25 protein-coding genes are annotated in these 24,774 nt (G+C 70.1%); 13 read left to right on the top strand and 12 right to left on the bottom strand.

Going from position 1 to position 24,774, the window contains the following annotated elements; all coding sequences use genetic code 11:
- Positions 1-52: 52 nt before the first annotated feature.
- On the top strand, positions 53-1,267 hold the full coding sequence (locus GIY23_RS16295; protein WP_154077448.1) for a cytochrome P450 family protein: 1,215 nt from the start codon (positions 53-55) through the stop codon (positions 1,265-1,267).
- A 91-nt stretch (positions 1,268-1,358) separates the two neighbouring features.
- Here GIY23_RS16295 and GIY23_RS16290 read toward each other — a convergent pair whose 3' ends face one another.
- Positions 1,359-3,383: an arabinofuranosyltransferase gene (locus GIY23_RS16290; RefSeq protein ID WP_154077447.1), complete on the bottom strand. Its 2,025-nt coding sequence runs from the start codon at positions 3,381-3,383 to the stop codon at positions 1,359-1,361.
- A gap of 133 nt (positions 3,384-3,516) precedes the next feature.
- Here GIY23_RS16290 and GIY23_RS16285 point away from each other — a divergent pair, with 133 nt between their 5' ends.
- The gene (locus tag GIY23_RS16285; protein ID WP_228717326.1) at positions 3,517-4,152 is read left to right on the top strand and encodes a DUF2567 domain-containing protein; all 636 of its coding nucleotides are present in this window, start codon (positions 3,517-3,519) and stop codon (positions 4,150-4,152) included.
- Positions 4,153-4,280: 128 nt separating this feature from the next.
- On the opposite strand, the gene GIY23_RS16280 is transcribed toward GIY23_RS16285, so the two are convergent.
- From GIY23_RS16280 to GIY23_RS16270, 3 genes are read right to left on the bottom strand one after another with little or no spacing between them, the layout of a single operon-like run.
- Positions 4,281-5,225 carry a hypothetical protein gene (locus GIY23_RS16280; protein ID WP_154077446.1) on the bottom strand — a complete coding sequence of 315 codons (945 nt, stop codon included), beginning with the start codon at positions 5,223-5,225 and terminating at the stop codon, positions 4,281-4,283.
- 45 nt (positions 5,226-5,270) lie between these two features.
- Entirely contained in the window at positions 5,271-5,951 is a 681-nt protein-coding gene (locus GIY23_RS16275) for an LON peptidase substrate-binding domain-containing protein (protein WP_154077445.1), read from the bottom strand.
- Positions 5,952-5,992: 41 nt separating this feature from the next.
- Positions 5,993-6,700 carry an NUDIX hydrolase gene (locus GIY23_RS16270; protein ID WP_407646776.1) on the bottom strand — a complete coding sequence of 236 codons (708 nt, stop codon included), beginning with the start codon at positions 6,698-6,700 and terminating at the stop codon, positions 5,993-5,995.
- 157 nt (positions 6,701-6,857) lie between these two features.
- On the opposite strand from GIY23_RS16270, the gene nadA reads away from it, so the two are divergent.
- From nadA to nadC, 3 genes are all read left to right on the top strand, one after another.
- Positions 6,858-7,910: a quinolinate synthase NadA gene (nadA, locus tag GIY23_RS16265; protein ID WP_154077444.1), complete on the top strand. Its 1,053-nt coding sequence runs from the start codon at positions 6,858-6,860 to the stop codon at positions 7,908-7,910.
- Positions 7,907-9,508, top strand: a complete 1,602-nt coding sequence (locus tag GIY23_RS16260) for an L-aspartate oxidase (protein WP_154077443.1) — start codon at positions 7,907-7,909, stop codon at positions 9,506-9,508. The genes nadA and GIY23_RS16260 overlap by 4 nt, the downstream gene beginning before the upstream one ends.
- Positions 9,509-9,842: 334 nt before the next feature.
- Complete coding sequence (gene nadC / locus GIY23_RS16255; protein ID WP_154077442.1) at positions 9,843-10,748, top strand: carboxylating nicotinate-nucleotide diphosphorylase; 906 nt, start codon at positions 9,843-9,845, stop codon at positions 10,746-10,748.
- Here nadC and GIY23_RS16250 read toward each other — a convergent pair.
- The 3 genes from GIY23_RS16250 to GIY23_RS16240 all read right to left on the bottom strand — a co-directional run bounded on the left by GIY23_RS16250 (position 10,702) and on the right by GIY23_RS16240 (position 13,941).
- Positions 10,702-11,340 carry a rhodanese-like domain-containing protein gene (locus tag GIY23_RS16250; RefSeq protein WP_154077441.1) on the bottom strand — a complete coding sequence of 213 codons (639 nt, stop codon included), beginning with the start codon at positions 11,338-11,340 and terminating at the stop codon, positions 10,702-10,704. The two genes, nadC and GIY23_RS16250, sit on opposite strands and share 47 nt — an antisense overlap.
- A gap of 165 nt (positions 11,341-11,505) precedes the next feature.
- Positions 11,506-12,918: an MBL fold metallo-hydrolase gene (locus GIY23_RS16245; RefSeq protein WP_228717325.1), complete on the bottom strand. Its 1,413-nt coding sequence runs from the start codon at positions 12,916-12,918 to the stop codon at positions 11,506-11,508.
- Positions 12,919-13,149: 231 nt separating this feature from the next.
- A complete protein-coding gene (locus GIY23_RS16240; RefSeq protein WP_154077439.1) occupies positions 13,150-13,941 on the bottom strand; it encodes a carbon-nitrogen hydrolase family protein in 792 nt (263 codons plus the stop codon).
- A gap of 295 nt (positions 13,942-14,236) precedes the next feature.
- Here GIY23_RS16240 and GIY23_RS16235 point away from each other — a divergent pair, with 295 nt between their 5' ends.
- The 7 genes from GIY23_RS16235 to GIY23_RS16210 all read left to right on the top strand — a co-directional run bounded on the left by GIY23_RS16235 (position 14,237) and on the right by GIY23_RS16210 (position 20,329).
- A complete protein-coding gene (locus tag GIY23_RS16235) occupies positions 14,237-15,826 on the top strand; it encodes an ABC transporter substrate-binding protein (protein WP_154077438.1) in 1,590 nt (529 codons plus the stop codon).
- Complete coding sequence (locus tag GIY23_RS16230; RefSeq protein ID WP_154077437.1) at positions 15,823-16,815, top strand: ABC transporter permease; 993 nt, start codon at positions 15,823-15,825, stop codon at positions 16,813-16,815. The genes GIY23_RS16235 and GIY23_RS16230 overlap by 4 nt, the downstream gene beginning before the upstream one ends.
- Positions 16,808-17,734 carry an ABC transporter permease gene (locus GIY23_RS22830; RefSeq protein WP_222850179.1) on the top strand — a complete coding sequence of 309 codons (927 nt, stop codon included), beginning with the start codon at positions 16,808-16,810 and terminating at the stop codon, positions 17,732-17,734. Before GIY23_RS16230 ends, GIY23_RS22830 begins: the two co-directional genes overlap by 8 nt.
- Positions 17,731-18,696, top strand: coding sequence for an ABC transporter ATP-binding protein (locus GIY23_RS22825; RefSeq protein WP_222850178.1), 966 nt, complete (start codon positions 17,731-17,733; stop codon positions 18,694-18,696). Before GIY23_RS22830 ends, GIY23_RS22825 begins: the two co-directional genes overlap by 4 nt.
- Positions 18,690-19,331, top strand: coding sequence for an ABC transporter ATP-binding protein (locus tag GIY23_RS16220; protein ID WP_154077435.1), 642 nt, complete (start codon positions 18,690-18,692; stop codon positions 19,329-19,331). The genes GIY23_RS22825 and GIY23_RS16220 overlap by 7 nt, the downstream gene beginning before the upstream one ends.
- 378 nt (positions 19,332-19,709) lie before the next feature.
- The gene (locus GIY23_RS16215) at positions 19,710-19,952 is read left to right on the top strand and encodes a hypothetical protein (protein WP_154077434.1); all 243 of its coding nucleotides are present in this window, start codon (positions 19,710-19,712) and stop codon (positions 19,950-19,952) included.
- Positions 19,949-20,329: a type II toxin-antitoxin system VapC family toxin gene (locus tag GIY23_RS16210; protein WP_154077433.1), complete on the top strand. Its 381-nt coding sequence runs from the start codon at positions 19,949-19,951 to the stop codon at positions 20,327-20,329. Before GIY23_RS16215 ends, GIY23_RS16210 begins: the two co-directional genes overlap by 4 nt.
- A gap of 311 nt (positions 20,330-20,640) precedes the next feature.
- On the opposite strand, the gene GIY23_RS16205 is transcribed toward GIY23_RS16210, so the two are convergent.
- The 3 genes from GIY23_RS16205 to GIY23_RS16195 form a co-directional block, all read right to left on the bottom strand.
- A complete protein-coding gene (locus GIY23_RS16205) occupies positions 20,641-21,057 on the bottom strand; it encodes a type II toxin-antitoxin system VapC family toxin (RefSeq protein ID WP_154077432.1) in 417 nt (138 codons plus the stop codon).
- The gene (locus tag GIY23_RS16200; protein WP_154077431.1) at positions 21,054-21,335 is read right to left on the bottom strand and encodes a FitA-like ribbon-helix-helix domain-containing protein; all 282 of its coding nucleotides are present in this window, start codon (positions 21,333-21,335) and stop codon (positions 21,054-21,056) included. Before GIY23_RS16200 ends, GIY23_RS16205 begins: the two co-directional genes overlap by 4 nt.
- A gap of 266 nt (positions 21,336-21,601) precedes the next feature.
- Positions 21,602-21,778: a DUF3024 domain-containing protein gene (locus tag GIY23_RS16195; RefSeq protein ID WP_222850177.1), complete on the bottom strand. Its 177-nt coding sequence runs from the start codon at positions 21,776-21,778 to the stop codon at positions 21,602-21,604.
- A 275-nt stretch (positions 21,779-22,053) separates the two neighbouring features.
- Between GIY23_RS16195 and GIY23_RS22695 the strand changes: the two genes are divergently transcribed.
- The gene (locus GIY23_RS22695) at positions 22,054-22,206 is read left to right on the top strand and encodes a hypothetical protein (protein ID WP_187351914.1); all 153 of its coding nucleotides are present in this window, start codon (positions 22,054-22,056) and stop codon (positions 22,204-22,206) included.
- 26 nt (positions 22,207-22,232) lie between these two features.
- Here GIY23_RS22695 and GIY23_RS16190 read toward each other — a convergent pair whose 3' ends face one another.
- Both GIY23_RS16190 and GIY23_RS16185 read right to left on the bottom strand, forming a co-directional pair.
- The gene (locus GIY23_RS16190; protein ID WP_154075648.1) at positions 22,233-23,030 is read right to left on the bottom strand and encodes an IS5 family transposase; all 798 of its coding nucleotides are present in this window, start codon (positions 23,028-23,030) and stop codon (positions 22,233-22,235) included.
- 344 nt (positions 23,031-23,374) lie between these two features.
- A complete protein-coding gene (locus GIY23_RS16185) occupies positions 23,375-24,655 on the bottom strand; it encodes a M14 family metallopeptidase (RefSeq protein WP_154077430.1) in 1,281 nt (426 codons plus the stop codon).
- Between the last annotated feature and the right edge of the window lie 119 nt (positions 24,656-24,774).

Below are 24,774 nucleotides of genomic sequence, written 5' to 3'. Positions count from 1 at the left end.
AACCAGTGGTGAACGGTGTTCACTGGGGCGGAGCGATTCGTTGGGAGTGCCCATGACCGTGCGCCACGGATGTCCGGCGATCGACGAGGAATTTCTGCAGGAGCCGCACCGGCATTTCGCCCAGTTGCGCCGCGAAGGACCTGCGGTGCAAGTCGTGAGCCCGAACGGGCTTCCGGTCTGGCTGGTCACCCGGTACGCCGATGCGCGCGTGGCGTTGACCGACCCCCGGTTCAGCAAGGACTACCGCAGCTTCGGCGAGTTGTTGCGGCGCAAGGCGGGCGGGGAGCCGCCGGCGTGGCTCGACGCGCTGCAGGCACACATGCTCAACCTGGATCCGCCGGATCACACCCGGTTGCGCAAGTTGGTGGCGAAAGTCTTCACGGCACGCCGCGTGGCCGCGCTGCGCCCCAGGATCGAGGAGATCACCGAGCAGCTGCTGGACCGGATGGCCGACGAGTCCGAAGTGGACCTGCTGGACGCGTTCGCTTTCGCGCTGCCGATGCAGGTGATCTGCGAGTTGCTGGGCGTGCCCGCCGAGGACCGCGACAACTTCCGGACGTGGTCGCAGGGCGTCCTCGAAGCGGGAGACCAGGAACGGGCGCGGGAGACCACGATGCGCCTCGCCGAGTATCTCGTGGCGCTGATCGAACGCAGGCGGCACGAGCCGGGCAAGGACGATCTGATCACCGCCCTGCTGGAGGTCCGGGACGAATCCGACCGGCTCAGCGAGCAGGAACTGATCTCGATGCTGTTCCTGCTGCTGGTCGCGGGGCACGAGACCACGGTCAACCTCATCGCCAACTGCGTCCTCGCGCTGCTGGACCATCCGGCGCAGAAGGCGGCGTTGCGCGCCGATCCCGGGCGGGTGGACGCGGTGATCGAAGAGACCCTCCGTTACGACGGACCGATCAACATGGCGACGCTGCGGCACACCGTGGAGGACGTCGAACTGTCCGAGGGGGTCACGATTCCCAGGGACGAGACGGTGATCGTCGGGTTGGCCTCCGCGAACCGGGACGGCGAGCGTTTCGACGCGGCCGAGACCTTTGACGCCGACAACGACGCGCAAGGCCACCTCGCGTTCGGGCACGGAATCCACTTCTGTGTGGGCGCGCCGCTCGCGCGTCTCGAAGGGCAGATCGCGGTGCGGCGGCTCGTCGAGCGGTTCCCGGACCTCGCGCTGGCGGTGCCCCGGGACTCGCTGACGTACCGGTTCAGCGGCATCATCCGCGGCTTGGAGACCTTTCCCGTCACCCTGCGCCAATAGGAGGGCGCGCGGGTTGATCCGCGTGGGTGGTTCCGTAGCGGTTTGACGACAGCCTCGATCCGCGCGGCTTCGTGAAGGGCCGGCGCGGCACTCAGCGGCGGACGACGACGCGGTAGGGGCCGACGTCGCGGGTCTCGAACTCCGGTGACGCGAAGACCGCCGGGTCGAAGTACACGTCGTAGTCGCGCACGTTCGGCTGCTGCGGGAACGAGTCGCCCTTGAGCTGGAGCGCGAGCTTGCCCGCTCCCTCGTCGTCCGGCTGCGTCGCCTCGTCCGCCTGAGCCGGTTCCTGGGCGTCCTGTTCCTGTCCGTCGGTGGGCAGGCGCAGCACGAACACGTTCGGCGCCCCGTACGGGTCGTTGTTCAGCATGCGCACCAGGTCGGCACTCGACGAGGCCTTCGACCAGTTCGTGATGCGCTCGGCCCGGTCGGCGTACTCGCCCAACGGGTTCGCGTAGTGCGGCGTCTCCTGCTGGTAGCCCCAGTACGGCCGGAACGACATGATCTTGTAGTCGGTGCTCATCACGATGTTGTCCTGCGGTTCGCGTCCGGTCAGACCGGAGATCGTCGCGATGAGTTCGTCGGTCCAGGCGCCGGTCTTCTCCGGATCCTGCTCACCGCGCGCGGTGTCGCCGGTCGGGTAGTAGTCCGTGTAGGCCTGCTGCACCGCCGGTTGCATCGCGGTCCCGATCGCGCCTTGGGTGATCGTGACGGTGCCGACGAGCCCGAGCGCGGCCGTCACGAGGGTCACCTGCGCGGCGTGCCGTGCGTCGATCCGGTTTCGCAGGTATCCGATGAGTTCGAGCAGTCCCAGCACGCCCGCCACGACGAGGACCACTTCCAGGATCACCGTGAGCCGGAAAGCCAGCAGCGTCGTCTTCGCCACCAACGCCAGCGTGGAGAGCACGAACCACGTGTAGACGGCGACGACGGTCGTGAGCATGGCGGCGGCGATCTCGTTGCGGTGGCAGCGGATCAACAGCCACACCAGCCCGACCAGACACAGCACGCCGAGAGCGTTGCCCTCGGTCATCGGCATCGGAAGGAACGCGCCTTCCTCCGGAAGGTAGTGCAGCGCCGCGCTGCGCGGATTGTCGAGGAAGAACTGGGTCGCCACGATGTAGGGCAGCCACACCAGCAGCGCGATGAGGGCGCTGACGACGCCGACGGGCAGCAGCCGCAGGAACATCCGCTTCACGGTGTCGCCGACCCGCGCGCCCCGGGAGATCCGCAACAGGCCGAGCACGATCGCCATCGTGACGAACAGCAGCACCGCGAAACCGAAGTGCAGCGTGTAGGTGACGGCGGCGAACCCGACATAGGCGCCAATGCACGCCAGAGTCCAGCGTGGCGCGGAGCTCTCGCGGCGCATGGCGTGCCAAGTCAGCACCGCCACCGGCGGCAGCCACGCCGCGGACGGCCACGCGTACGGCTCGTGCACGCCGTGCAGCAGGCCTGCGAGGGTGGTCGCCAGGGCCGCGAGCAGTGCGAGCCGCCGCCGGATCACGACGCTCCACAACGTGAACGCCACGACACTGGTCACCGCGACCCACACGATCGCGTAAGGCTTGTAGGCGGCCCAGCCTTCCCAGCCGAGCAGGTTCGCGAACCGGCCGCCGAGCCAGAACCAGCCCGCCGGGTAGTACGGGGCGGTGTCGACGTAGTTCATGTCGACGAGACCGAGGTTCTCGGCCATCCGCGTCATGTACTGCATGCGGAAGCCGTTGTCGGTCGACGAGCCGCCGAGGTAGTACCGCGTGTTCTGCAGCGGGACGGCCAACGCCAGCGTGCTGAACGCCGCCAGCGCCGTCCACGTCCCGGCCAGCCGCAGCCAGCGCGGGCCACGCCGATGCCCGAACGTCAGCAGCGTGAACAGCACGAGCACGACGAGGCCGGTGGCGACCGCGGCGAGCGCCTCCGGCGCGTAGCTCGGCTCGCTGATGCTCAGGCGGGTCGCCGCGAACTGCAGCACCATGCTCACCACGACCGCCAGCACCGACCCGAGCAGCAACTCCACGACCGTGCTGCGCAGCGGCAGGCGGACGGCGGAGTCCTGGCGGGGTTCGTCGGTCGGGCTCGGACCGGTCACGGTCGGCTGGGGGAAGAATCCCGCCACGGTTCGTCCTTCGGCGGTGGGCGACAGGAGCAGGCGCAGAATAGTTGATGTGCCGCGCCGGCCCGGAGGCCGTGTGCCGACTCGGTCCGAGTGCCACCACGTGACGGGCCCCTGCGGACGTTAAGGTTTCGGCGTGCAGGAACCAGCAGGGGGGTCGGCGCCGGACGGCTCGGTCGAGACGGACGGCGGCCGCGGACAGGCGGGCGCAGTGTCGGGACCGGAGAACGGACCTGCGTTGGTTCCCGCGTTCGCCACCGAGCAGTCGCAGGTCTCCGTCAAGCCGGACTTGCTGCCCGCCGTGAGTGCGCTCTCGCTGCTGTCGTTGTTCGGGCTGCCGCTGGGGTGGGTGTGGTCACGGCTCGCTCCGCCGCAGCAGAGCACCGTCGTCGACGGCGGAGCGACGAGCTCGGTGCTGATGGAGAGCTACCACAGCTTCGACGCGCTGGCGATCTTCCTGCTGCTCTCCGGTGGTCTGGGCGTTCTCGTGGGCGGCGCGGCCTGGATGCTGCGCTCGCGCAGGGGTCCGGTGTTCTTGCTCGGGGCGGTGCTCGGTGCGGCCGTCGCGGGCTGGCTGGGCATGCGGCTGGGCACCGCGTTCGCGGCCGGGTTGTATGCGCTGCCCGCCGCGTCGCAGGTGGGCGATCTCGTCACGGTGGCGCCGAGCATCGACACGCCGTGGGTGGTGCTCATGGCGCCGCTGGGGGTGGCGCTCGCCTACGGCTTGGCGGCGTCCTGGAACGGCATGGACGACCTCGGCCGCCGGCACTGAGGCGTGAGTCCGAGGCGAGCGGCACAGTCGGCCGTCACCGAGGCGTGAGTCTTTTTGGTTGCTATAGCCACCACAAAGGCTCACGCCTCGGTGTGATGGACCACTGACCCAAGCTCCGCAATGCGCTCTCAGGGACGGCGGAAGGTCTGGAGGGCCTGGTCGACGACCTCCGGGGGGACGGCGTCGGGAACTTCCTGGTCGGCGTGGGCGAAGAGCATCGGCGAACTGCCCTCGGTGTCGTTGTCGAACGCGATCGCCGCGAGGTAGACGTTCGGCGCCGGGCACTCGCCGCCCGGCGCGGGCGTGACCGTGCCGCTCACCAACGTCGCTTCGGTCCGCCCGTCGTTGACCCGCACCGGCTGCGGCGGATTGAACCGCACCGGCGGCGGCGCCGAGCCGTCCTCCCCGGACAGGCCGATCCGCGCCCAGGACTCCATCTTCGTCCGCGCCGCCGAGACCGGGTCGTCGACGTCGCCGACGGTGACGCCGATCTTCGCCCGGTACGAGGCCCCGGCCTCGGGGCAGACGTCCGGCAGGTACACCGAGGTCGCGCTGAGGATCTCGCGGTCCCCTTCCGCGTTCTCCATCCCACTGAGCACGCCGGGCTCGGGGCTCCAGTCGGGCGGAACGTCGTAGACCATCTCGAAGTTCGGCCACGACACCCCGGTCCAGCCGGGCACGCTCGCCGGAACGAATTCCTGGTCGTCGCTGGGCGTGCCGGTCGATTCCTCCTCCGGCGTGGGCTCGGGCGACTCCGACTCCGGAGGTGGCGCGACCGGAGCGGTGGGCTCTGGCGGGGGCGGGGCGGCCTCGTTCTCGGAGCTGCTGGTGACGATCAGCGCCGAGGTCGTCACGAGCGCGGTCACGAGTACCACGGTGACGACGACGCCGGCGACGAGCGGTGCGCGTCGTTTCGGTGGCGGGCCGGTCCGCAGGTTGTTCTCCGCGTACAGGCCGAAGCCTTGGTACTGCATTCCCGACTGCTGTCCGGGGCCGGTGACCTGTTCACCGGTGATCGGGTCTACGCGGTAGTACTGGTGGTGCGGGTCCCCGGGGCCCCCAGGCGTCGACATGCACAGATCGTATCCGCGCGTCCGTGTCCCTCGGGCGGGAACCGGTCAATTCACGCCGGGCTGCTGGACGAACTCGGCGAGTGAGGCCGGCACGGCGCGGAGTTCGCGCAGGAACTCGGCCTCCCGGAGCATGAGCTGCCGCACCAGCCGCAGCCGCAGGTGCGGATCGGTTTCGGCGAGCAGTTCCTGCCGGTCGTCGACGCCGAGCACGCAGTCGTCGGCGAGGGTGTACGCGAGTTGCGCCGGGTCGGGGTCGTCGTCGAGCTCCTGTCGGTGGTCGTGGCGCAACCCCGAGTCGTGGTAGCGGGTGTGTGCGGTCATGGCCGAGGACACGAGGCGTTCGGTGAGTTCCGTCGCGGGGTGTTCCGGGGTGGTGTCGGGCAGCCATTCGACCCTGGCCATCAGGTACGGCGCGGCTTCGGTGTCGAGCTGTAGCAGGCGGAACCGGTGCTCGCCGGTGGTGGTGATGTCGTAGCGGTCCTCGGGCAGGCGCTGCGCGGTCTCGAGCACGGCGCTGCAGCCGACGTCGTGGAGGGCGTCGACGTTGCCTTCGCCGACCTCCCAGCCCTGACGGATCGCGATGATGCCGAACCGTCGTTCGGGGACCACCTCGTGGAGCAGGTCGAGGGTGAGCTGCCGATAGCGTGGCTCGAAGACGTGCAGGGGCAGCGCGCCGCCGGGCAGCAGCACGGTTCCCAGCGGGAACAGCGGGATCGTGTCCGTCACGGGCACAACCTACTCGGCCGCGGGCACGCTGGTCGAGATCTTCACGCCGTGGGCGGGCGCAGGACGGCGAACTGGTCGGTGACCGCGAGGCCGCGTGTGGTGAACCGGAACAGCGCTGCGGGGCGTCCTCCGGTCGGCCCGGACGAGACGGTGCGGCCGGTGGGTTCGAGGACGCCGCGCCGGGACAGCACGCGTTGCAGGTTCGTCGCCGAGACCGAGTACCCGAGGGCCGCGGTGTAGAGCTTGCGCAGTTCGGAGACGGTGAACTCCTCGGGCGCGAGCGCGAAGCCGATGTTGGTGTAGGAGAGCTTGCCGCGCAGCCGGTCGCGGGCGGCGTCGACGATCGAGTCGTGGTCGAACGCGGTGGGGGGCAGGTCGTCGACGGGGTGCCAGCGGGTGTCGCCGGGGATGACCGGGTCGAGGTCGGAGGGCACGAGCCCGAGGAACGCGGTGGCCACGATGCGCTGGCCGGGGACGCGGTCGGGGGTGCTGAACACCGAGACCTGTTCGACGTGGGCGAGTTGGTGGACGTCGACCTTCTCGGCGAGTTGGCGGCGGATCGAGGCTTCGACGTCCTCGGTGTCGGCGAGGGTGCCGCCGGGCAGCGACCACCGGTGCAGCGCGGGTTGCTGTGCGCGCTGCCACAGCAGCACGTGCAGGCGTGAGTCCTGGATTCGCAGCACGGCGGCGAGCACTTCGTGACCTGTGTCGCAGCGGTGAACGGGAGGTTGCGTGTTAGCATGAACCACGTTTTCGATTCTAAGGCGAAAACTACGAGAGCGCGAACACCCCCGAGTGGTGTTTTCGGGGGGCGCCGTGGTGGCGGGGCTGTCCACCGCGGCGAGCGGGTGGCGTCGTCGAGGTGTCGACGCGTGCGGCCCGCCGCACTGAGGACGGGAGGACGACATGGCGACCACGGGAACTGCGGCCACGGCGGGAACGGTCACCACCGGACACGCCTGGGAGCGCACCGACACCGGCTACACCGGTGTGGTCGCGGACGCCGAGTGGGCGCGCGAGATCCGGCGCCTCGCCGACGAACGCGACGCCGTGCTGCTCGCGCACAACTACCAGCTGCCCGAGATCCAGGACGTCGCCGACCACACCGGCGACTCGCTCGCGCTGAGCCGGATCGCGGCCGCCAGCACCGCGAGCACCATCGTCTTCTGCGGTGTGCACTTCATGGCCGAGACGGCGAAGATCCTCGGCCCGGGCAAGACGGTGCTCATTCCCGACGAACGAGCCGGGTGTTCGCTCGCGGACTCGATCACCGCCGAACAGCTGCGCGAATGGAAGGCCGGATTCGACGACCCGGTCGTGGTCTCCTACGTCAACACCACCGCCGAGGTGAAGGCCGAGACGGACATCTGCTGCACCTCCTCCAACGCGGTCGACGTGGTGCGGTCCGTTCCGGCCGACCGTGACGTGCTGTTCTGTCCGGACCAGTTCCTCGGCGCGCACGTCCAGCGCGAGACGGGACGCGAGAACCTGCACGTCTGGGCCGGTGAGTGTCACGTGCACGCCGGCATCAACGGACCCGAACTGGCCGAACGCGCCGCGGCGAATCCCGACGCCGACCTGTTCATCCACCCGGAGTGCGGCTGCGCGACCTCGGCCCTGTACCTCGCGGGCGAGGGCACCGTGCCCGAAGACCGGGTCAAGATTCTCTCCACGGGACAGATGCTCGACGCCGCGCGGGAGACCGGGGCGTCGTCGGTGCTCGTCGCGACCGAGGTCGGCATGCTGCACCAGTTGCGCACCGCCGCACCCGAGATCGACTTCCGCGCGGTGAACGACCGTGCCTCGTGCCGATACATGAAGATGATCACCCCTGCGGCGCTGCTGCGCTGTCTGAGCGAGGGCGCCGACGAGGTCCACGTGCCACTGGACGTCGCCGAGCGAGCGAAGGCTTCGGTGGAGCGGATGATCGCGATCGGCACCTCGGGCGGTGGCGAGTGAGCTGGGAGGCCGCCGCCGACGTGGTCGTGGTCGGCACCGGCGTCGCCGGGCTGACCGCCGCGTTGCGCGCCCGAGAGATCGGCCTGCGTGTTCTCGTGGTCACCAAGGACACCGCGCCCGCCGGGAACACCGGGTGGGCGCAGGGCGGGATCGCGGTCTTCCGGCCGGACGAGCACGACGACGGCGACAGCGTCGAGCAGCACGTCGAGGACACCGTCGTCGCGGGAGCGGGCCTGTGCTCGCGTGCGGCGGTCCGGGCGATTCTGACCGACGGCGCGGAGGCTGTGGAACGTCTGCGCACCACGGGCGCGAAGTTCGACGCCGACTCCCCGGGGTCGCTGTCCCGGGCTCGCGAGGGTGGGCACAGCGCCTTCCGTGTCATCCACGCGGGCGGGGACGCCACCGGAGCCGAGGTGCAGCGTGCGCTGGTCGCGGCCACCGGCGACGGTGGGATTCCGGTCCTCGAACACCACTGTGTCGTCGAGTTGCTGCGCGGGGACAGTGGTGCGCTCGCCGGTCTCCTGGCCCTGGACGCGGCAGGCAGTCCCGGGGTCGTACACGCTCCCGCAGTCGTCCTCGCCACGGGCGGACTCGGTCAGCTCTACGCCGCCACGACCAACCCGGAGGTCGCGACGGCGGACGGTGTCGCGCTGGCGCTGCGGGCGGGTGCGGTCGTCGCGGACCTGGAGTTCGTGCAGTTTCATCCAACGGTGCTTTTCGCGGGCGGGGCGCGCGGACGCAGGCCCCTGGTGACCGAGGCAGTGCGCGGCGAGGGTGCCGTGCTGGTCGACGCGAGCGGACGACGGGTGATGGCGGGTGAGCATCCGCTGGAAGACCTCGCACCGCGGGACGTCGTCTCCGAGGCCATCAACCGGCGGCTCGCGGAAACCGACGCGGAGTGCGTGTACCTCGACGCGAGCGGAATCGGCGCGTCGTTCGCCCGGCGGTTCCCGACGGTGCACGCGGCCTGTCGTGAGGTGGGAGTCGACCCGGCTCACGAGCCCGTTCCGGTCACCAGCGCCGCACACTACTCCTGCGGCGGGGTCGTGGCCACTGTGGACGGACGAACGTCCGTGTCCGGTCTGTACGCGGCGGGCGAGGTCGCCCGGACCGGACTGCACGGCGCGAACCGGCTCGCCTCGAACAGTCTGCTGGAGGGGCTGGTCGTCGCCTCGCGCGCCGTCGACGCCGTGGCAAGGGATCTTCGTGCGGGACGGATCAGCAGGCAACGGGGCGGGTACGAGGCGATTCCCGCCGCTGCGGTCGTCGACCGGGATCTGTTGCAGCGGACGATGAGCCGGCACGTGGGAATCGGGCGTGAGGCGCGCGGCATGGGCGTCGCCACCCGGCTCATCGACACCTCGTCGGTCGTCCGGCCGTTGCGGACCAGGCAAGCAGTCGAGGACTCGTCGCTCGCGCTGACGGCGCAGGCGTTGCTGGCGGCGGCGACCGCGCGGACCGAGTCCCGAGGCTGCCACCGTCGATCCGACCTGCCGAATCCGGACAACAGGCAGTGGCGGTCGAGCATCGGATGGCGACTCGACGTCTCCGGCTGGCTCATCCGCTGCGACACCGACACTTCCCAAAGTATTGCTTAGAGTGCATTGGGGAACCGTCCTTGGTGCCCGTAGGGCACGCCTCATACGTGCCCAGCGGCAGCAAAGACAACGCCCTCTGAGTCAGAATTACCAGCAGAAGGTCTTGCTTGGTGGGTCGGGTAGCGGAACCTCGGCGCCATCCTCGCTGCGGGATCGATCTCTCGAGTAGCGACCTACGCGGCGACATCACTGTCCTCGCGAGGAGGGCGCTGAGAACCCGCGGATGGTCGGGCTGTGTACGTGGTCACTTATCAGCGGCTCCGCCGCTGATAAGACACGACGACAGCTCATTCTGCTCGGAGTTCTCCGCGCAAACGGTGGACAGGAGACAGGGATGACACAGCCGGAATCGCGAGTATCGCAGGTGACTGCGCAGAGCCTTGCCGACGCGGGCCTTGACGTCGAGGAGACGCGGGCGTTGGTGCGGACCGCCCTCGCCGAGGACCTGCGGTACGGCCCCGACGCGACCACAGCGGCCACGGTGCCCGCCGACGCCGTGGCGCGGGGCCGGTTCAACACTCGCCGCGACGGTGTCCTCAGTGGGCTCCCGCTGGTGCTGGTGGTTCTCGACGAAGTACTCGGCGCCGACGGCTACGAGATCGTCGCCGCTCGCCCGGACGGATCCCCGCTCGCGGCGGGCGACTGCGCGTTGGAGGTTCGCGCCGCCACACGGGGACTGCTCAGCGCCGAACGGACCGCGCTGAACCTGCTCTGCCACCTCAGCGGCATCGCCTCGGCGACCGCGGAGTGGGTCTCCGCGGTGCGGGGGACCCGATGCCGCGTCCGGGACAGCCGGAAGACGTTGCCGGGGCTGCGGCTGCCGCAGAAGTACGCGGTGCGCTGCGGCGGCGGCGTGAACCATCGGCTCGGTCTCGGCGACGCGGTGCTCATCAAGGACAACCACGTCGTCGCCGCCGGCGGAGTCGTACCGGCTCTGCGGGCGTGTCGTGCGTCCGCGCCCGAGCTGCCGCTGGAAGTGGAAGTGTCCACTGTGGCCGAGCTGGACGAGGTGCTGGCGGAGCAGGCGGAACTCGTGCTGCTCGACAACTTCAGCCCCGAGCAGTGCGTCGAGGCGGTCCGTCGCACCCGGCAGGTGTCTGCGCACACCGAACTGGAGGCCTCCGGCGGCCTGACCCTGCCGGTCGCGCACGCCTACGCGGAGACCGGTGTGGACTACCTCGCCGTCGGGTGGCTCACCCACTCGGCCCCGGCGCTGGACCTCGGCCTCGACCTGGAGTGATGAGGCTCGGGCCGGTTCGTCTGCCGGGGACTTCCGGCGCCGTCAGCGCTTCGAGGGTGGCGCGCCCTTCCCGTCTGCGGTTGTAGGGCAGCGACGACAGCATCCGCTCGATGCCGCAGTCGTTGGCGAACGCGGAAGACATCAAGCCGACCCCGAACGCCAGCACGAACCATTTCGCCGGGTCGTACCAGAACATGACCACGACGTTCACCAGGATCAGCAGTCCGAGCACGAGACGAGCCTGGCGGGCCAGTTCCCAGTGGTCGGCGCCGTGTTCCACCTCGTCCGGCCATTCGGACACGCCGCCCGCCAGCACCACGACCTGCGAGAGGCCGGTCGGTTCGAGGGCGCGCCGCGCCTGCTCGGCACGCACGCCCGATCCGCAGACGAGCACGACCGGGTCGTCGTGGTCGACGAGCCATTCGGGGCCGTGCGCCTGGATCACGTCCAGCGGGACGTTGAAGGAGCCGGGGAGGCGGGTGGTCTGGAACTCACCAGCGGTGCGGACGTCGATCACGCGCGTCGACGGCTGGGAATCGAGCAGGTCGCGGACCGCTGCGGCGGACAGTTCGGGCGGTCGAGTGTCGGACATCGGTGTCCCCTGTCGCCTTCCGTGGCTGTACGGGGCTCCGTGACCACGTCGCTGCCCGCGAAACGTGGTGTACGCAACACCCGGCGGGCGACAGGCTACCCCATTCGGGGTGCTGTGATCGTCCCGTTGTTCGCGAGATGTGATCGGCCGTCGCGGTGCGGGCCGTCAGGAAGGCCGGACCACCGTGGCGCCGGCTTCCTCTGCGGTGTCGAAGGGGGAGTCGACGTGCACGACTTGTCGTCCGGCGGCCGCCAGCAAGGACGCGGCGGCAGCCGCCCGGTAGCCGCTCGCGCAGTGCACCCAGACCGTTCCGGCCGGGACGTCGTTCATGCGCTCCGGCAGGGCGTACAGCGGAAGGTGCGTGGCTCCTTCGAGGTGGCCGGCCTGCCATTCGGTGTTCGCGCGCACGTCGAGCACCACGTCGGGGTGGGGCAGCGTGGGGTGCCCGGTCGGCTTGCGGCTGTGCACGCGGTCGACCAGGTCGGCGAAGGTCGCCGTCGGGATGCTGCGTAGCTGAGTCGGGTCGGCCGCGAGTTCGTCGGGTTTCCCGACGGCCGCGGCGGCGAACTCGTCCCTCCCGATCCGGCACAGTTCCCGCTGGGCCTCGGCGACCTCGGCCGGGCTCGACCCGACCAGGGTCACGGCGGCGTCCCGCTCGGCGAGCCATCCCAGCCACGTCGCCATCGGGCCGTCCAGGCCGAGGCTGACCGTGCCGGCCAGGTGCGTCGACATGTACGCCTTGCGAGACCGCAGGTCGACGACCCATTCGCCCGCGTCGAGCCGCGCGGTGAGTTCCTCCGGGCTCGCGCGGTGCGGCGGGCGCAGGTCCAGCGTCGGCGGCCCCGCCGCGTTGATCGCGCCCATGTGCGCGTAGTAGGCAGGGTAGACGTCCAGTCCGGACAGCGCGTGGTCCACGAATTCTCGCTGCGCCAACGTCAACGCCGGGTTGTCGCGGCGCTGGTCGCCGACCGTGTCGCCCTGTGTCCCGGCGGCGCCCGCCGCGCAGAAACTGCCGAATCCGTGGGTCGGCCAGACCTTCGCGCCGTCCGGCAGCTCCTCGGTCAGCCGGCGCGCCGAGGCGTGCTGGTGGCGTGCCAGCTCCTCGCGGTGCTCGTCACCGAGCAGGTCGGTGCGCCCGGTGGTGCCGTACAGCAACGAGCCCCCGGTGAAGACTCCGGCGGCGTGTCCGTCGTGTTCGAGCACGTAGGACAGATGGTGGAAGGTGTGGCCCGGTGTCGCGACCACGCGCACTCGCAGCCGGTCGGAGACCGTGAGGACGTCCTCGTCGCGCAGCGGACGGTGGTCGAACCCCACCACCTCGTCCGCGGACATCCCGTACTCCGCGCCGGTCAGGCGGGCGAGTTCCAGGCCGCCGGAGACGTAGTCGTTGTGCAGGTGGGTTTCCAGCACGAGCGCGACGCGGGGGCCGACCTCCCCGGCGGCGGCGAGGATCCGGTCGACGTCGCGTTGCGGGTCGACCACCACGGAGACCGTGCCATCTCCGGCGACGTAGCTGCGATCGCCGAGCGTCGAGGTCTCCACGACCCGGACGAGCGGTTGGGTGTGTTCCCCCGGCACGACCACCACCTCCACCCCGAACGCTACCGAGCGCCGGGTGTTTCCGGCGACCCTTCACAGTTGCCGATCGGTCGCCGGTCGACTCGGCGGGCGTGTGCTCGGGTGGTGCTCCGGTACCGCCGCCCCAGTTCGTGCCTCGCGGCGTTGGGGGCCTCTTGGGTACCAGGTGTACGCGGCGGGCACGCGAGACCATGCCCTCACGGGCATCAAGACAACATCAAGGACGGCTGCTCAGAACCGCCGGTTGGCCAGGACGGGAAGGGCCTTGCGCGCGTCGTTCACCGCGGACGGGTCGACGTCGGTGATCAAGACGTCCGGCGCGTCGGCGAGCTGGGCGTGGACCGCGCCGAGCGGGGTGACCACGGTGCTGAAGCCGATCCCGGTCGGGGCCTTGCCCCCGGGTTCCCGGCCGATGCTGCGCGGATCCGCCTGACCGCAGGCCACGATCCACGAGGTGCAGTCCAGCGCACGAGCCCGGACCAGCAGTTCCCACTGCTCGCGCTTGCCGTCGCCCGCACCCCACGACGCGCTCGTGACGATCACCGAGGCGCCGCGATCGGCGAGAGCGGTGTACAAGCCGGGGAATCGCACGTCGTAGCACGTGGTGATACCGACGGCCGTGCCGTCGACGTCGACGACGAGAGGCTGTTCGCCGGGGGCGACCGTGGTCGACTCGGTGAACCCGTAGGCGTCGTAGAGGTGGATCTTGTCGTAGTGGGCCCGCACCCCGGCGCCGGTGACCAGCAGAGTGTTGGTGACCCGTCCGTCGTCGGTGGGGGTGAACATCCCGGCCACGACGGTGATCCCGGCGTCGTCCGCGAGTCGTCGCACCTCCTCGGCCCACGGGCCGTCGAGCGGCTCGGCCAACGGCCCCAGCGGCACCCCGAAGCAGGCCATCGTCGCTTCGGGGAACACGGCGAGCCGCGCACCGGCTTCGGCGGCACGGCGGACTCCGTCGGCGACGAGTTCGAGGTTCGCCTTCGGGTCCGACGACGACACGACCTGACACAGCGCGATCCGCATGGCCTCATCCTTCCTCAACACCCCCGCGGTGTCGAAGCCATGGAGGTGCTCGGGGGTTCCGGTCGGGCACACTGCGCCAGCAGTCTTTCTCCGCTGCCTACGCAGGCCGACCACCGGCGGGTTCTCACCTCGTGGCTGGCGAGGACAGCGTCGAGATGGTGTAGGTGGCTACTCGATGTCGACGATCCCGCAGCCAGCCGCGAGGTGAGGTTCCGCCACGGAACCACGCACGCAGATCAACCACCCTCCCAAATGCTTATTGAGCATTATTGGCAACAACGGCTACTGTCGGTGGGTGCTGAATCGCAGAGTGTTCCTCGCGGCAGTGCCCACGACGATGCTGGCTGCGGCGTGCACCGCGCCGACGGCACCCGGAGGCTCCGGCAGCCCGAACGGGATGCTGCTGGGCGACGGCTACGAGCCGGACACGCTGCACCCGCTGCTCGGCTACGCCCAGGAAGGGGCGGCGAAGTTCTACGACGGGCTCGTCTCGTTCGACGGCAGGGGAACGCTGCGTCCCGCGCTGGCCGCCGAGGAGCCTTCGTCCACACCGGACGCGCGACAGTGGACGGTCACCCTCCGCGAGAACGTCGTCTTCCACGACGGCACACCGTTCGACGCCGACGACGTCGTGGCGACCTACCGCGCCGTCCTCGATCCGGCGTTCGCCTCCACGATCAGCTCCGACTTCGACATGCTGGAACGGGTCGAGAAGGTCGACGCACGCACCGTGCGCTTCGACCTCAAGTACCCCTACGCGGCGTGGCCGGCGCTGATGGTGCTCGGGATCGTGCCCGCCGAGACCCTCGCCGAGCCGGAGCCGCTGGAGAACTCGCCGTTGAACACCGAGCCGATCGGCACCGGCCCGTACCGGCTCGTCGAATGGCGCCGGGGCGATCAGATGATCTGGCGCGGCAACGAAAACTACTGGGGCGGCGCGCCGCAGGTCGGTGACATCACGGTCGTGTTCGCCACGGACGACAACACCCGGGCCCAGCGTCTTCAGGCGGGCGAGTTCGACGGCACGGTGCTGCCGCCGGTGCTCGCCGAGCGGGTCGGCGGGGTCGACGGCTACCGCGTCCTGCACCACGACTCGGCGGACTTCCGCTCGATCACCCTGCCGGTCGGCAATCCCGTGACCGGCGACCCGGCGGTGCGGCTCGCGTTGAACCTCGCCGTGAACCGGCAAGGCATGGTCGACGCACTGCTCGGTGGACACGGCACGCCGGCGTCCACACCGATTCCCCCGTCGATGCGCCCGCACCACGAGCCGTCCGCGGTGTTCCCGTTCGATCCGGCCCGCGCCGAACAGGTGCTCGGTGCCGCGGGCTGGGTCAGGGGATCGGACGGCATCCGCACCCGCGGCGGCGAGCGCGCCCGGTTCGCGGTGCTCTACAACGCCGAGGACTCGCTGCGGCGGGACCTGGCGCTGGCGTTCGCCTCGGACGCGCAGACGGTCGGGATCGAGGTCGCGCTCGAAGGACTCGGGTGGGACGCCATCGACCCCAGGATCAACGACGACTCCGTGGTTCTCGGTGCAGGCACCCCGCTCGACCCGGACCTGCAGACGTACTCGGCACTGCATTCCTCCGCGACCGGGACCGGCACGTACAACAACCCCGGCGGCTATCGCAACGCCGAGGTCGACGCCGCACTCGACGCCGGTCGGCGGGCGATCGGCGACCAGGAGCGCGCACCGCACTACCGGCGCGCGCAGACGGCCTACGTCGCCGACCCGGGAGCGGTGTACCTGGCGTTCCTGGACCACAGCTACCTCGTACGGGAAGGCCGCTGGAACGGCTACCAACCGGTCGTGGAGCCGCATACGCACGGCACCACGTGGGGGCCGTGGTGGAACGTCGAGGACTGGACGACGGTCACATGAACGCCGTGTCGTCGCGTGCCGAGGCGGTCGGCCGCCTCGTGCTGCGGCGGCTCCTGTTCGCGGTGCCGGTGCTGTTCGTCGTGACGCTGGGCATGTTCCTGCTCGCCGCCGCCTCCCCGTTCGACCCGATCCGGCAGTACTACGGCGTGCAGATCTTCGAGGCCGACGCCGCCGAGGTCGCGCGCGTGCGCGCGGAGCTGGGCCTGGACCAGCCGGTGCTCGTGCAGTTCTGGAGCTGGGTGACCGGAGTGTTCGGCGGCGACCTCGGCGTGTCCCGCTCGTTCCGGCAACCGGTCGCGCAAGTCGTGCTCGAACGACTGCCGTGGACGATGCTGCTCGCCGCGACCGGCCTGGCGATCGCGGTGCTGCTCGCGCTGCTGCTCGGGACGATCGCCGCCTGGCGGCAGGGCGGCTGGATCGACCGGGTGGTGACGGGGATCGGCCACGCGCTCGAGGGGATTCCGCCGTTCGTGCTGGCACTGTTGTCGATCTCGGTGTTCGCGCTCGCGCTGGGGTGGCTGCCGGTCGCCGGTCTCACCGACGCGGGCGCGGAGCTCTCGGTGGGACAGGTTGCCCAGCACCTCGTGCTGCCCGCGACGGCGCTCGGAATCTCGCAGTCGCCGTGGCTGGTGCTGCACGTACGGCAGTCGTTGCTCACCTCGCTGACCGAGGACCACGTCACCGGCGCGCGAGCGCGCGGGCTCAGCGAGCCGACCGTGGTGCTGCGCCACGCGTTGCCGACGGCGGTGCTGCCGTTCGTGATGCTCATCGGCGCGCGGGTGCCGGAGCTGGTCACCGGCGCCGTGCTGGTCGAGGCGGTGTTCTCGTGGCCCGGTCTCGCCGCGGCCGTGGTGACCGCCGCCGAGGCCGTCGACTATCCGATGCTCGCTGCCGTGACCATCCTGGCGACCGGCGCGGTGCTGCTCGGTTCGCTGCTGGCCGACGTGGCGGCGGTGCTGCTCGACCCGAGGGTGAACGCCGATGGCTGACCAGTTGCAGGCCGAGGAGCTCTGCCCGCCCAGGCCGGAGCTGTGGCGGGACGCCGGCCGTCGCCGTGCGGGCACGACGCGGGGGCATGCACCGGAGTCCCGCGCCCGTGCGCGCTGGTGGGGCTCGATCGGTGTGCTCGGCGTCCTCGTGCTGGCCGCGCTCGCCGTGCCCGCCGTAGTCGGCGGTGACGACCTGGTCCGCTACGACTCGATTCGGCTCCCGCCCGAGGCGGCGCACCCGTTCGGAACCGACACGGCAGGACGCGACCTGTTCGCACGTTCCCTCGCCGGGTTGCGGGTGTCGCTGCTCGTCGCCGGAGTGAGCGCCGTGATCTCCACGGTGCTGGGAACGCTCGTCGGAGCCGCGGCGGGCGCACTCGGCGGATGGACCGACCGGCTGCTGATGCGGGCCGTCGACACCGTGAACGCGGTGCCGCACCTGCTGCTGGGCATCGTGATCGTCGCGCTCTACCGGGGCAGCGTCGTCGCCGTGGTGCTCTCGATCGCCCTGACGCACTGGACGACCGTCGCTCGCATCGTGCGGTCGCGAGTGCTCTCGCTGCGGCAGCGCCCCTACATCGACGCCGCGATCTCCGGCGGCGCGTCGCGGTGGCGGGTGCTGCGGCGGCACCTGCTGCCCGCCGTGATCCCGCAGGCTGCGCTCTCGGCGGTGCTGCTCGTGCCGCACGCGGTGTGGCACGAGACGGCGTTGAGCTTCCTCGGCCTCGGGCTGCCCGCGCACATGGCCAGCATCGGCAACATCCTCGGCGACGGCCGAGCCGCGGTGCTGCTCGGAGCCTGGTGGATCGTGCTGTTCCCGTCGGTGCTGCTGGTGGCGACCACGCTGGCCGTCTCCGGCATCGCCGCCACCTGGCGCGACACCGTCGTGCCCCGCCGACGATCGGAGCTGGCGCTGTGAGCACCCCGGAGGCCTTGCTCGAACTGGACGACGTGTCGGTGCGGTTCCGTCTCGGACGCAGCCGAGGGGACGCCGAGGTGCGCGCGGTGACCGATGCCTCGCTGTCGCTGCAAGCCGGGCACGTGCTGGCGCTGGTGGGGGAGTCGGGCTGCGGCAAATCCGTGCTCGCGTCCTCCCTGCTCGGGCTGCTCCCGGCGAACGCGCAGGTCAAGGGGCATGCCACGGTGCGGGCAGGCGGCCCGGTGGAGCTGCTGTCGGCGAGCGAGGCGGTGCTCGCAGGCTCGGTGCGCGGGCGGCGGATCGGACTCGTGCCGCAGTCCGCGAGCACGCACCTCACCCCGGTACGCACCGCACGCAGCCAGATCGAGGAGACCGTCCGTGAGCTCCGGGCCGGGGCCGGTGCGGACGAGCTCGCCGAACGGGTGGGACTCCGGCCGAGGGACCTCGACCGCTATCCGCACGAGCTCTCCGGCGGCATGGTGCAGCGGGTGGCCGTCGCCCTCGCGCTGGCGGGGGATCCGCCGGTGCTGCTCGCCGACGAGCCGACGACGGGACTGGACCGGCCGCTGATCGACCGCACCACGGACCTGCTCGCCGAGGCGGCCGCCGACGGGCGAGCGGTCCTGCTCATCACCCACGATCTCGCCGCCGCTCGCCGCGTGGCCACCGACGTCGCCGTGATGTACGCGAGCCGCATCGTCGAGACCGGTCCCGCTGCCGAGGTCTTCGCCGATCCGTGGCACCCGTACACCGCCGGACTGCTCGACGCCCTGCCGGAAGGTGGATTCCGCCCGATCCCGGGTCACCCGCCCGTGTTGAGCGACCTCGACCGTCTCGAACAGGAATGGGGCTGCGTGTTCTGCCTCCGCTCACCCGATCGGCCTGGTTTCGCGCCGTGCAGCGGCGTGCCCGACCTCGTCCGCAGCGGCGCCCGCCGGGTCGCCGCACACGCGCCGTGCTGAGCGGGCACGGGCTCGTCGCGGGGTACCGGAAGGGACGCCCGGTCCTCGACGGCGTGGACCTCGACGTGCCGCCGGGCCGGGTCGTCGGGCTCGCCGGGCCGAGTGGTTGCGGCAAGACCACCCTCGCGCGACTGCTCGGGCTGCTGCAGGCGCCCTGGGAGGGAAAGGTGTCGGTCGACGGCGAGGTGGTGCGCGGTGCGCGCCACTCCGTCCCGGCGCGGCTGCGCACCCGCGTCGGGCTGGTGTTCCAACAGCCGCGGAGCGCGGTCGACCCCCGGCTGTCGTTGCGTGAGGTCGTGGCCGAGCCGTTGCGCGCGACCGGGCACCGGGAACAGGAAACGACTCGTGTCGACGGGCTCGCCGACCGTGTCGGGCTCACCGGTGAGCTGCTCGACCGGCGCCCCCACGAGGTCAGCGACGGTCAGTTGCAGCGTGCGTGTCTCGCGCGTGCACTGGTGTTACGGCCGGGCTACCTGATCTGCGACGAGGCGACGGCGATGCTGGACGCCTCCACGACGGCGCTGCTCGTCTCGGTGGTGCAGGACGACGTGGCCGCCGAGGGAACGGGAGTGCTCGCCATCAGCCACGACGAAGCGCTCCTGCGCCGCTGGGCCGACGACGTGACCCAGTGGTGAGTTCCGGGTGGCACATTCGCGCGATATCTACACCTGCAAGCCAGGCTCCTTGTCGCCTGATGTTGCTGGGCTGGGGGGTCACGACGTCCGACACGATCACCTGGCGCACATCTCGACGGTGCAAGGTCGAGCACCGCGGAACTGGTCGCTCCGGGCGTAGCCCGAAACCATCGGAGTAGTCTCGCTCACCCATCCCGCCCGCTCCACGTTCTGGCGAAGCTCGTCGTCGACGACGATGGGCAGCCTGGGGCCTCCTGTGGTGGTGTCGCGGAACGATCGGTATCCCATCTCACCGCGTGCGACCAGGACGTCCGCAAGGGAACGCCCGTTGAGACTCGTTGGGTGCAGTTTGCACCCACTTTCGGTAGGATATGTGGCATGGCGAAGGTGATGCACATTCGCGACGTGCCAGACGAGGTCCACGATGCCCTGGTCGAAGCCGCCCAGGCCCAGGGACTCTCGCTGACCAGATACCTCCAGCGCGAACTCGAGCACCTCGCCAAGCGTGCCCAGGTTGTCGGGCACAACGCTGGGGTGATTCGCTCGACCCAGGCCAATGTCCGTGGGCGACCGGATCGCGACACGATCTTGTCGGTGCTGCGCGAGGGCCGCGGCGAGTGAAGATCGTCGACGCCGGCGTCGTCGTGGAGCTGTTCGCCGGAAACCTCGCTCCCGAGCGGCTCGGCGACGAAGAACTGGCAGCTCCGCATCTGATCGACAGCGAAGTTACCCACGTGCTGCGAGGTCTTGTCCGTCGCGGCGTCCTCAGCGACCCACAAGGAGACCTCGCGCTGCAGGGGTTTACCCAGCTCGCGCTGGCCAGGTTCCCGGCCGACTGGTTACGGCCGCGGATGTGGGCGCTGAGGCACAACCTCAGCGCCTACGACGCCACCTACGTCGCCTTGACCGAACTGACCGAGGCCACCGCATTAATGACAACCGACGCCCGGCTGGCACACGCGCCCGGCGCCGACTGCCACATCGAGCTGCTGTGCTGACTACGGCGTGGGGGGAACATGGGAACGACAAACAGCGCTGATTCTGCAGTCGTAGATCGTGTGGATCATGCTTCGTGGGTGATTGTCGCCGGTAGTGGGCCCTGCGAGCGCGGTGGTGGTGGCGTCGTCGCCAGGTGGACCAGGCCAGGACGTGGGCGAACTGCCTGGATGAAGCTGAGAGTGCGGCCATGACGTTGATGGCGGGAACAGAGCTACCGGGTCGCTTTGGCGCTCAGGGCAGCTTCGGGTGTACGGGGACTCCAACCCGGACGGACCACGTTCCGATAGTCGACCAGGACCGATGCGCGGCGCTACGAGGCGCCGTGGGCGCGGGGATCGAGGACCGGGCACCCGAGGTGCGGGCAGCCCAGCAGGGACGCGTCCGAGGTGACCAGGGTTGCCTCCAGGTGCTCGGCGGCCGCGACGTAGGCCGCGTCGTAGCTGGTCAGGACGTGACGCAGGCTCCAGATCCGATCCTGCAGTTCGGCAAGGCCGACGAGGTCGAGATCGAGGGCGACGAGCGTGCGTCGAGCGGTGTCCAGCGCGGCGGCGGGGACGCTGTCATTGCGCAGCGACAGCCGCCGCAGCACGGACAGCACCTCGACGCCCAGGTGTTCCGGCGCGGCCAGCACGGAGGCGCCGCTGAGTGTCGCGCGCGCGGCCGCGCTGCGTGGGCCGGGCAGCAGCGCGTCGACGAGAACGGAGGCGTCGACGACCACTGTGCTCATGCGCGCGTGCCGGCGCGCTGGTCGTCGACCGCGTCGCGCTCGTCGCGCAGCGCCCGAACCTCGGCGGCCGCGTCGAGGTCCGCAGGCAGTGCCTGCTCGCCGTGATCGTGGTCGAGGGCGGCCAGCAGCCGGCGGTTGCGCGCGGTCCGCGCGTGATCGTGCAGCACCGCACGGAGGTAGGCGTTGAGCGACCGCCCGGCGGCCGAGGCCGCCGCCTTGAGCGCGTCGACGTCGGCGGGATCGACCTCGCGGATCGTGAGTCGGTGCCCGGTATCCATGCCGCCAGTCTACCGCGCCATAGAACGGCGCACAGATTGGCGCCATTTAGTGACGCCAACTATGGCGCGATGTGATGGCGCCATGATGTGGTTCCGGCTCAGGCGCTCGAAGCGGGCACCGGAGCGGCGGACGCTTTCGCGCTGTCCTCCCACTTCGTCCGGTCCGATTGATCGGCACTGATGATGACGATATCGATCCGCTGACTCGTACCGCGCAGCCAGCCCGAGGCCCCCGATACGGACGAGACTCCTCGCCGCGCCCCGGTTCATCCCCAGAAGATGGCGTTCGGGTCGTGGGCGACCCCGGCGAGCAGGTCCTCGACACGCGGGCTCGCCGGGAGGTCGTAGGTGTGGAAGGCCAGGTTCCGGTCGCGCCAGTACAGCGACCACTGCCGGGTGGCCCGGGTGTAGCGCAGCCGGCCGCCAGTCTGCCAACCACCCACACGCCGCCCCGGGCACGGCACGGCACCGAACGCCCTCGTTCGCTGCTGATCACGGCGTTGTCCGTAGAAGGCTACGCTTTCTAGTGGCTTGCTCCGCTCCGACGCCGGTCACGCCGGGGCGTGAGCCCGCATCGCCACGGTCTGGGCCGATCGGACGAACACAGTGCTCCGGTGTCACCCAGTTGTGACTTCCCGTTGTGTGGCATCGTGATGACGAGTCGGGGACAGCAGAGGCGTCGCCGCGACGCCGACACCGGCAGCATGGGAGACAAGCCGTGAGTGAAGGCACCACGTTCACGCAGTGGCGTGAGCGCGCGCAGACCGAGATCCGCGAGGAAAGCCCGAACGTCCGGGTGCTGATGATCACCGCGGCCGTCGTCGTGGTCGTGGGCATCCTCGCCGGCGTGCTGGCGCTGCTGCTCGCCTGAGTCTGAGAGCCTGTCTTTGATCTTGGTTAGGGGGTGGGGGCCCGCGTTTGTGGGCGGGTCAGTCGTCGGCTCATCATAGTGATCATGGCCCAGTTGATGAAGGCCTCGGAGTGTTCGGGGAGGCGTTCGTAGTCGCGGGTGTTGCGGCGGGCTTGGCTGATCCAGGCGAAGGTTCGTTCGACGACCCATCGGCGGTGCAGGGGCACGAACCCGGTTTGTTCGGCGAGTTTTTTCACGATCTCGACGGTGATGCCCAGGGTTGTTTTCGCCCAGGTCAGCAGGGTTCCGGTGTAGCCGCCGTCGGCCCAGATGTGGCGCACCCTGTGGTGGGCGCGGTGCAGCAGCGACAGCAGAGGGCGCCCGGCGGGCCGGTCCTGCAAGTTGGCGGCGGTGACCATGACGACCAGCAGCAGTCCCATGGTGTCCACGGCGATGTGGCGTTTGCGGCCGTTGACCTTCTTGCCGGCGTCGTAGCCGCGGGTGGAGTCACCGACTGTTTCGGCGGCGCGCACCGATTGCGCGTCGATGGCGGCTGCGGTGGGCCGCGGGCGCCGGCCGGCCTGCTGGCGGACCTGTTCACGCAGCGCATCACGCATTATTTCCACCGTGCCGTTCTCGCGCCAGCGAGCGAAAAAGCCGTACACGGTCTTGCAGGGCGGAAAGTCCACGGGAAGCGCGCGCCATTTCACTCCGTTGTCGGTGACGTAGCGGATCGCGTCGACGATGTCGCGGCGGTGGTGCTTCTCCGGACGCCCCCCGGCCGGGCTGGCACACGCCGCCGTGGGCAGCAGTGGTTCGATCACTGCCCACTCGGCGTCCGTCATGTCCGACGGGTAGCGGCGAATGCGGGCCGATGCGCTGGACGAAGGCGTCGTGGGGTACAAACTGAGTCGGGCCTCTGCTGTTAGTGATCATGACTGGCATCACGATCACTAGCAGAGGCCCTTCACATGCCCACCACCGGGATCCAAGACAGCCTCTGAGAAGCCGTTGTGGAACGTGGGTAGGTGGTCCGGTACCACGGCTCAGCCTGCCCCGGGTCAGTTGCGAGGCGTGCCCTACGGGCACAAAAGCTTCGCACATGCCCTCTGCGTCGACCCGGTCCACACACGACGGTGGGCCGCTCCCCGAAGGGAACGGCCCACCGTCGCGGTCCTCAGGTCACCGGTCAGGCACCGGCACCGGCCTCGCGGAGCATGATGTCGACCGCCGCGTCGTTGCGGGCGGTCTCCTCCGCGATCACGTCGCCGGGCGGGTAGAACCCGTCGATGCCTCCCGAGCTCGGGTACATCTCGAAGGTGAACGACAGGATGCGCTGCTCACCCCACATGTAGTCGAGGCTGTCGCCGTCGGTGACGTACAGGTCGCTGGACTGCTGCGGGGTGTAGCCGTTCGTGTCGGCCATCGCGGTGCCGACGCGTTCGAATCGGTCCCGTTCTTCCTGGGTCATGCCGTCGGTGACGTCGTCCTCGGTGTGCCCGAACGGCCACAGCACGAGCTCCGAGAACGTGTGGAAGTCGATGAATCCCTTGAGCTGCTGCTCACCGTTGATGACGCGGGACTCGGCGAAGTCCCGGAGCACCTGCGTCTCCGGTGCGGAGAACGCTTCCTCGCCCCGGTAGGTCTCGGACGCCGGGTCGCCGCTGGAGCCACCGCAGCAGCCCCACTTGTACCCGAAGTTGCGGTTGAGGTCGGTGCCCTGGTCCTGGCGGTTCTTGCGCCACCCCTGGTACTCGCCGGACTCGTAGTCGTAGATCGAGCCGTCCGGGTTGCTGACCGGGATGACCCAGATCTCGCGGGTGTCGACCATCTCCTTGACCGTCGGGTCGTCCGGGTAGTTGTCGGTGAACCGCTGGATGATCCGCATGCACATCTCGGTCGTGAGGTGCTCGCGGGCGTGGATGTTGCAGTTGAACAGCACCTCGGGCTGGTCTTCGTCCTGAGCCACGTTGTTGCTGATCTTCATCATCGGGATGTCCTTGCCTTCGAAGGACGTGCCGACGACGGACTTGGCGGCGATCTCCGGGTGATCGTTGGCCGCCGCGTCCATTTCCTGCTGGACCTCGTCGTAGGTGTGGTACGCCTCGTCGCCTGGCGGGAACTGCCCGGGCGCGCCCTTGCTGCGCTTGGCGAGCGCGTCGGCGACGTTGGCCTGGTGCTGCAACGTGAACCCGGCTTGGCGGAGTTGCTCGGCCTGGGCGCGGGTGGCTTCGACGGTGGCCTCGCCGGTGGCGGACGAGAGCACCTGGGCACCGGTGGCCGCGATCTCCGTCCGCTGCTTGCTGTCGGTGTTCGGTACCTTGTAGACGTCCCGGTCCTGGGCCGAGGCCGCGCCGGGCGTGGGGGGTGGCGTCTCCGGCGCCGCCGCGACGGCGGAGTGCAGAGACGGCAGCATGATCAGCGCCGCGGCGGCGACCGCCGTGACTGCCTTGTGCCGTGTGGTGAACATCGAGTCTCCGATCGAACACGTCTGGGACCCGCAGAACCCTCGTCCCGATCAGAGTGATCTGCAACCCACTTCCGTCGGAGTGGCTTCGACGTTTTCCCGGTTTCCGCGGGAGCTGCGCG

This window comes from Allosaccharopolyspora coralli, assembly GCF_009664835.1.
Taxonomy (GTDB): domain Bacteria; phylum Actinomycetota; class Actinomycetes; order Mycobacteriales; family Pseudonocardiaceae; genus Allosaccharopolyspora; species Allosaccharopolyspora coralli.
This window is presented reverse-complemented; position numbering and strand designations above follow the sequence as displayed.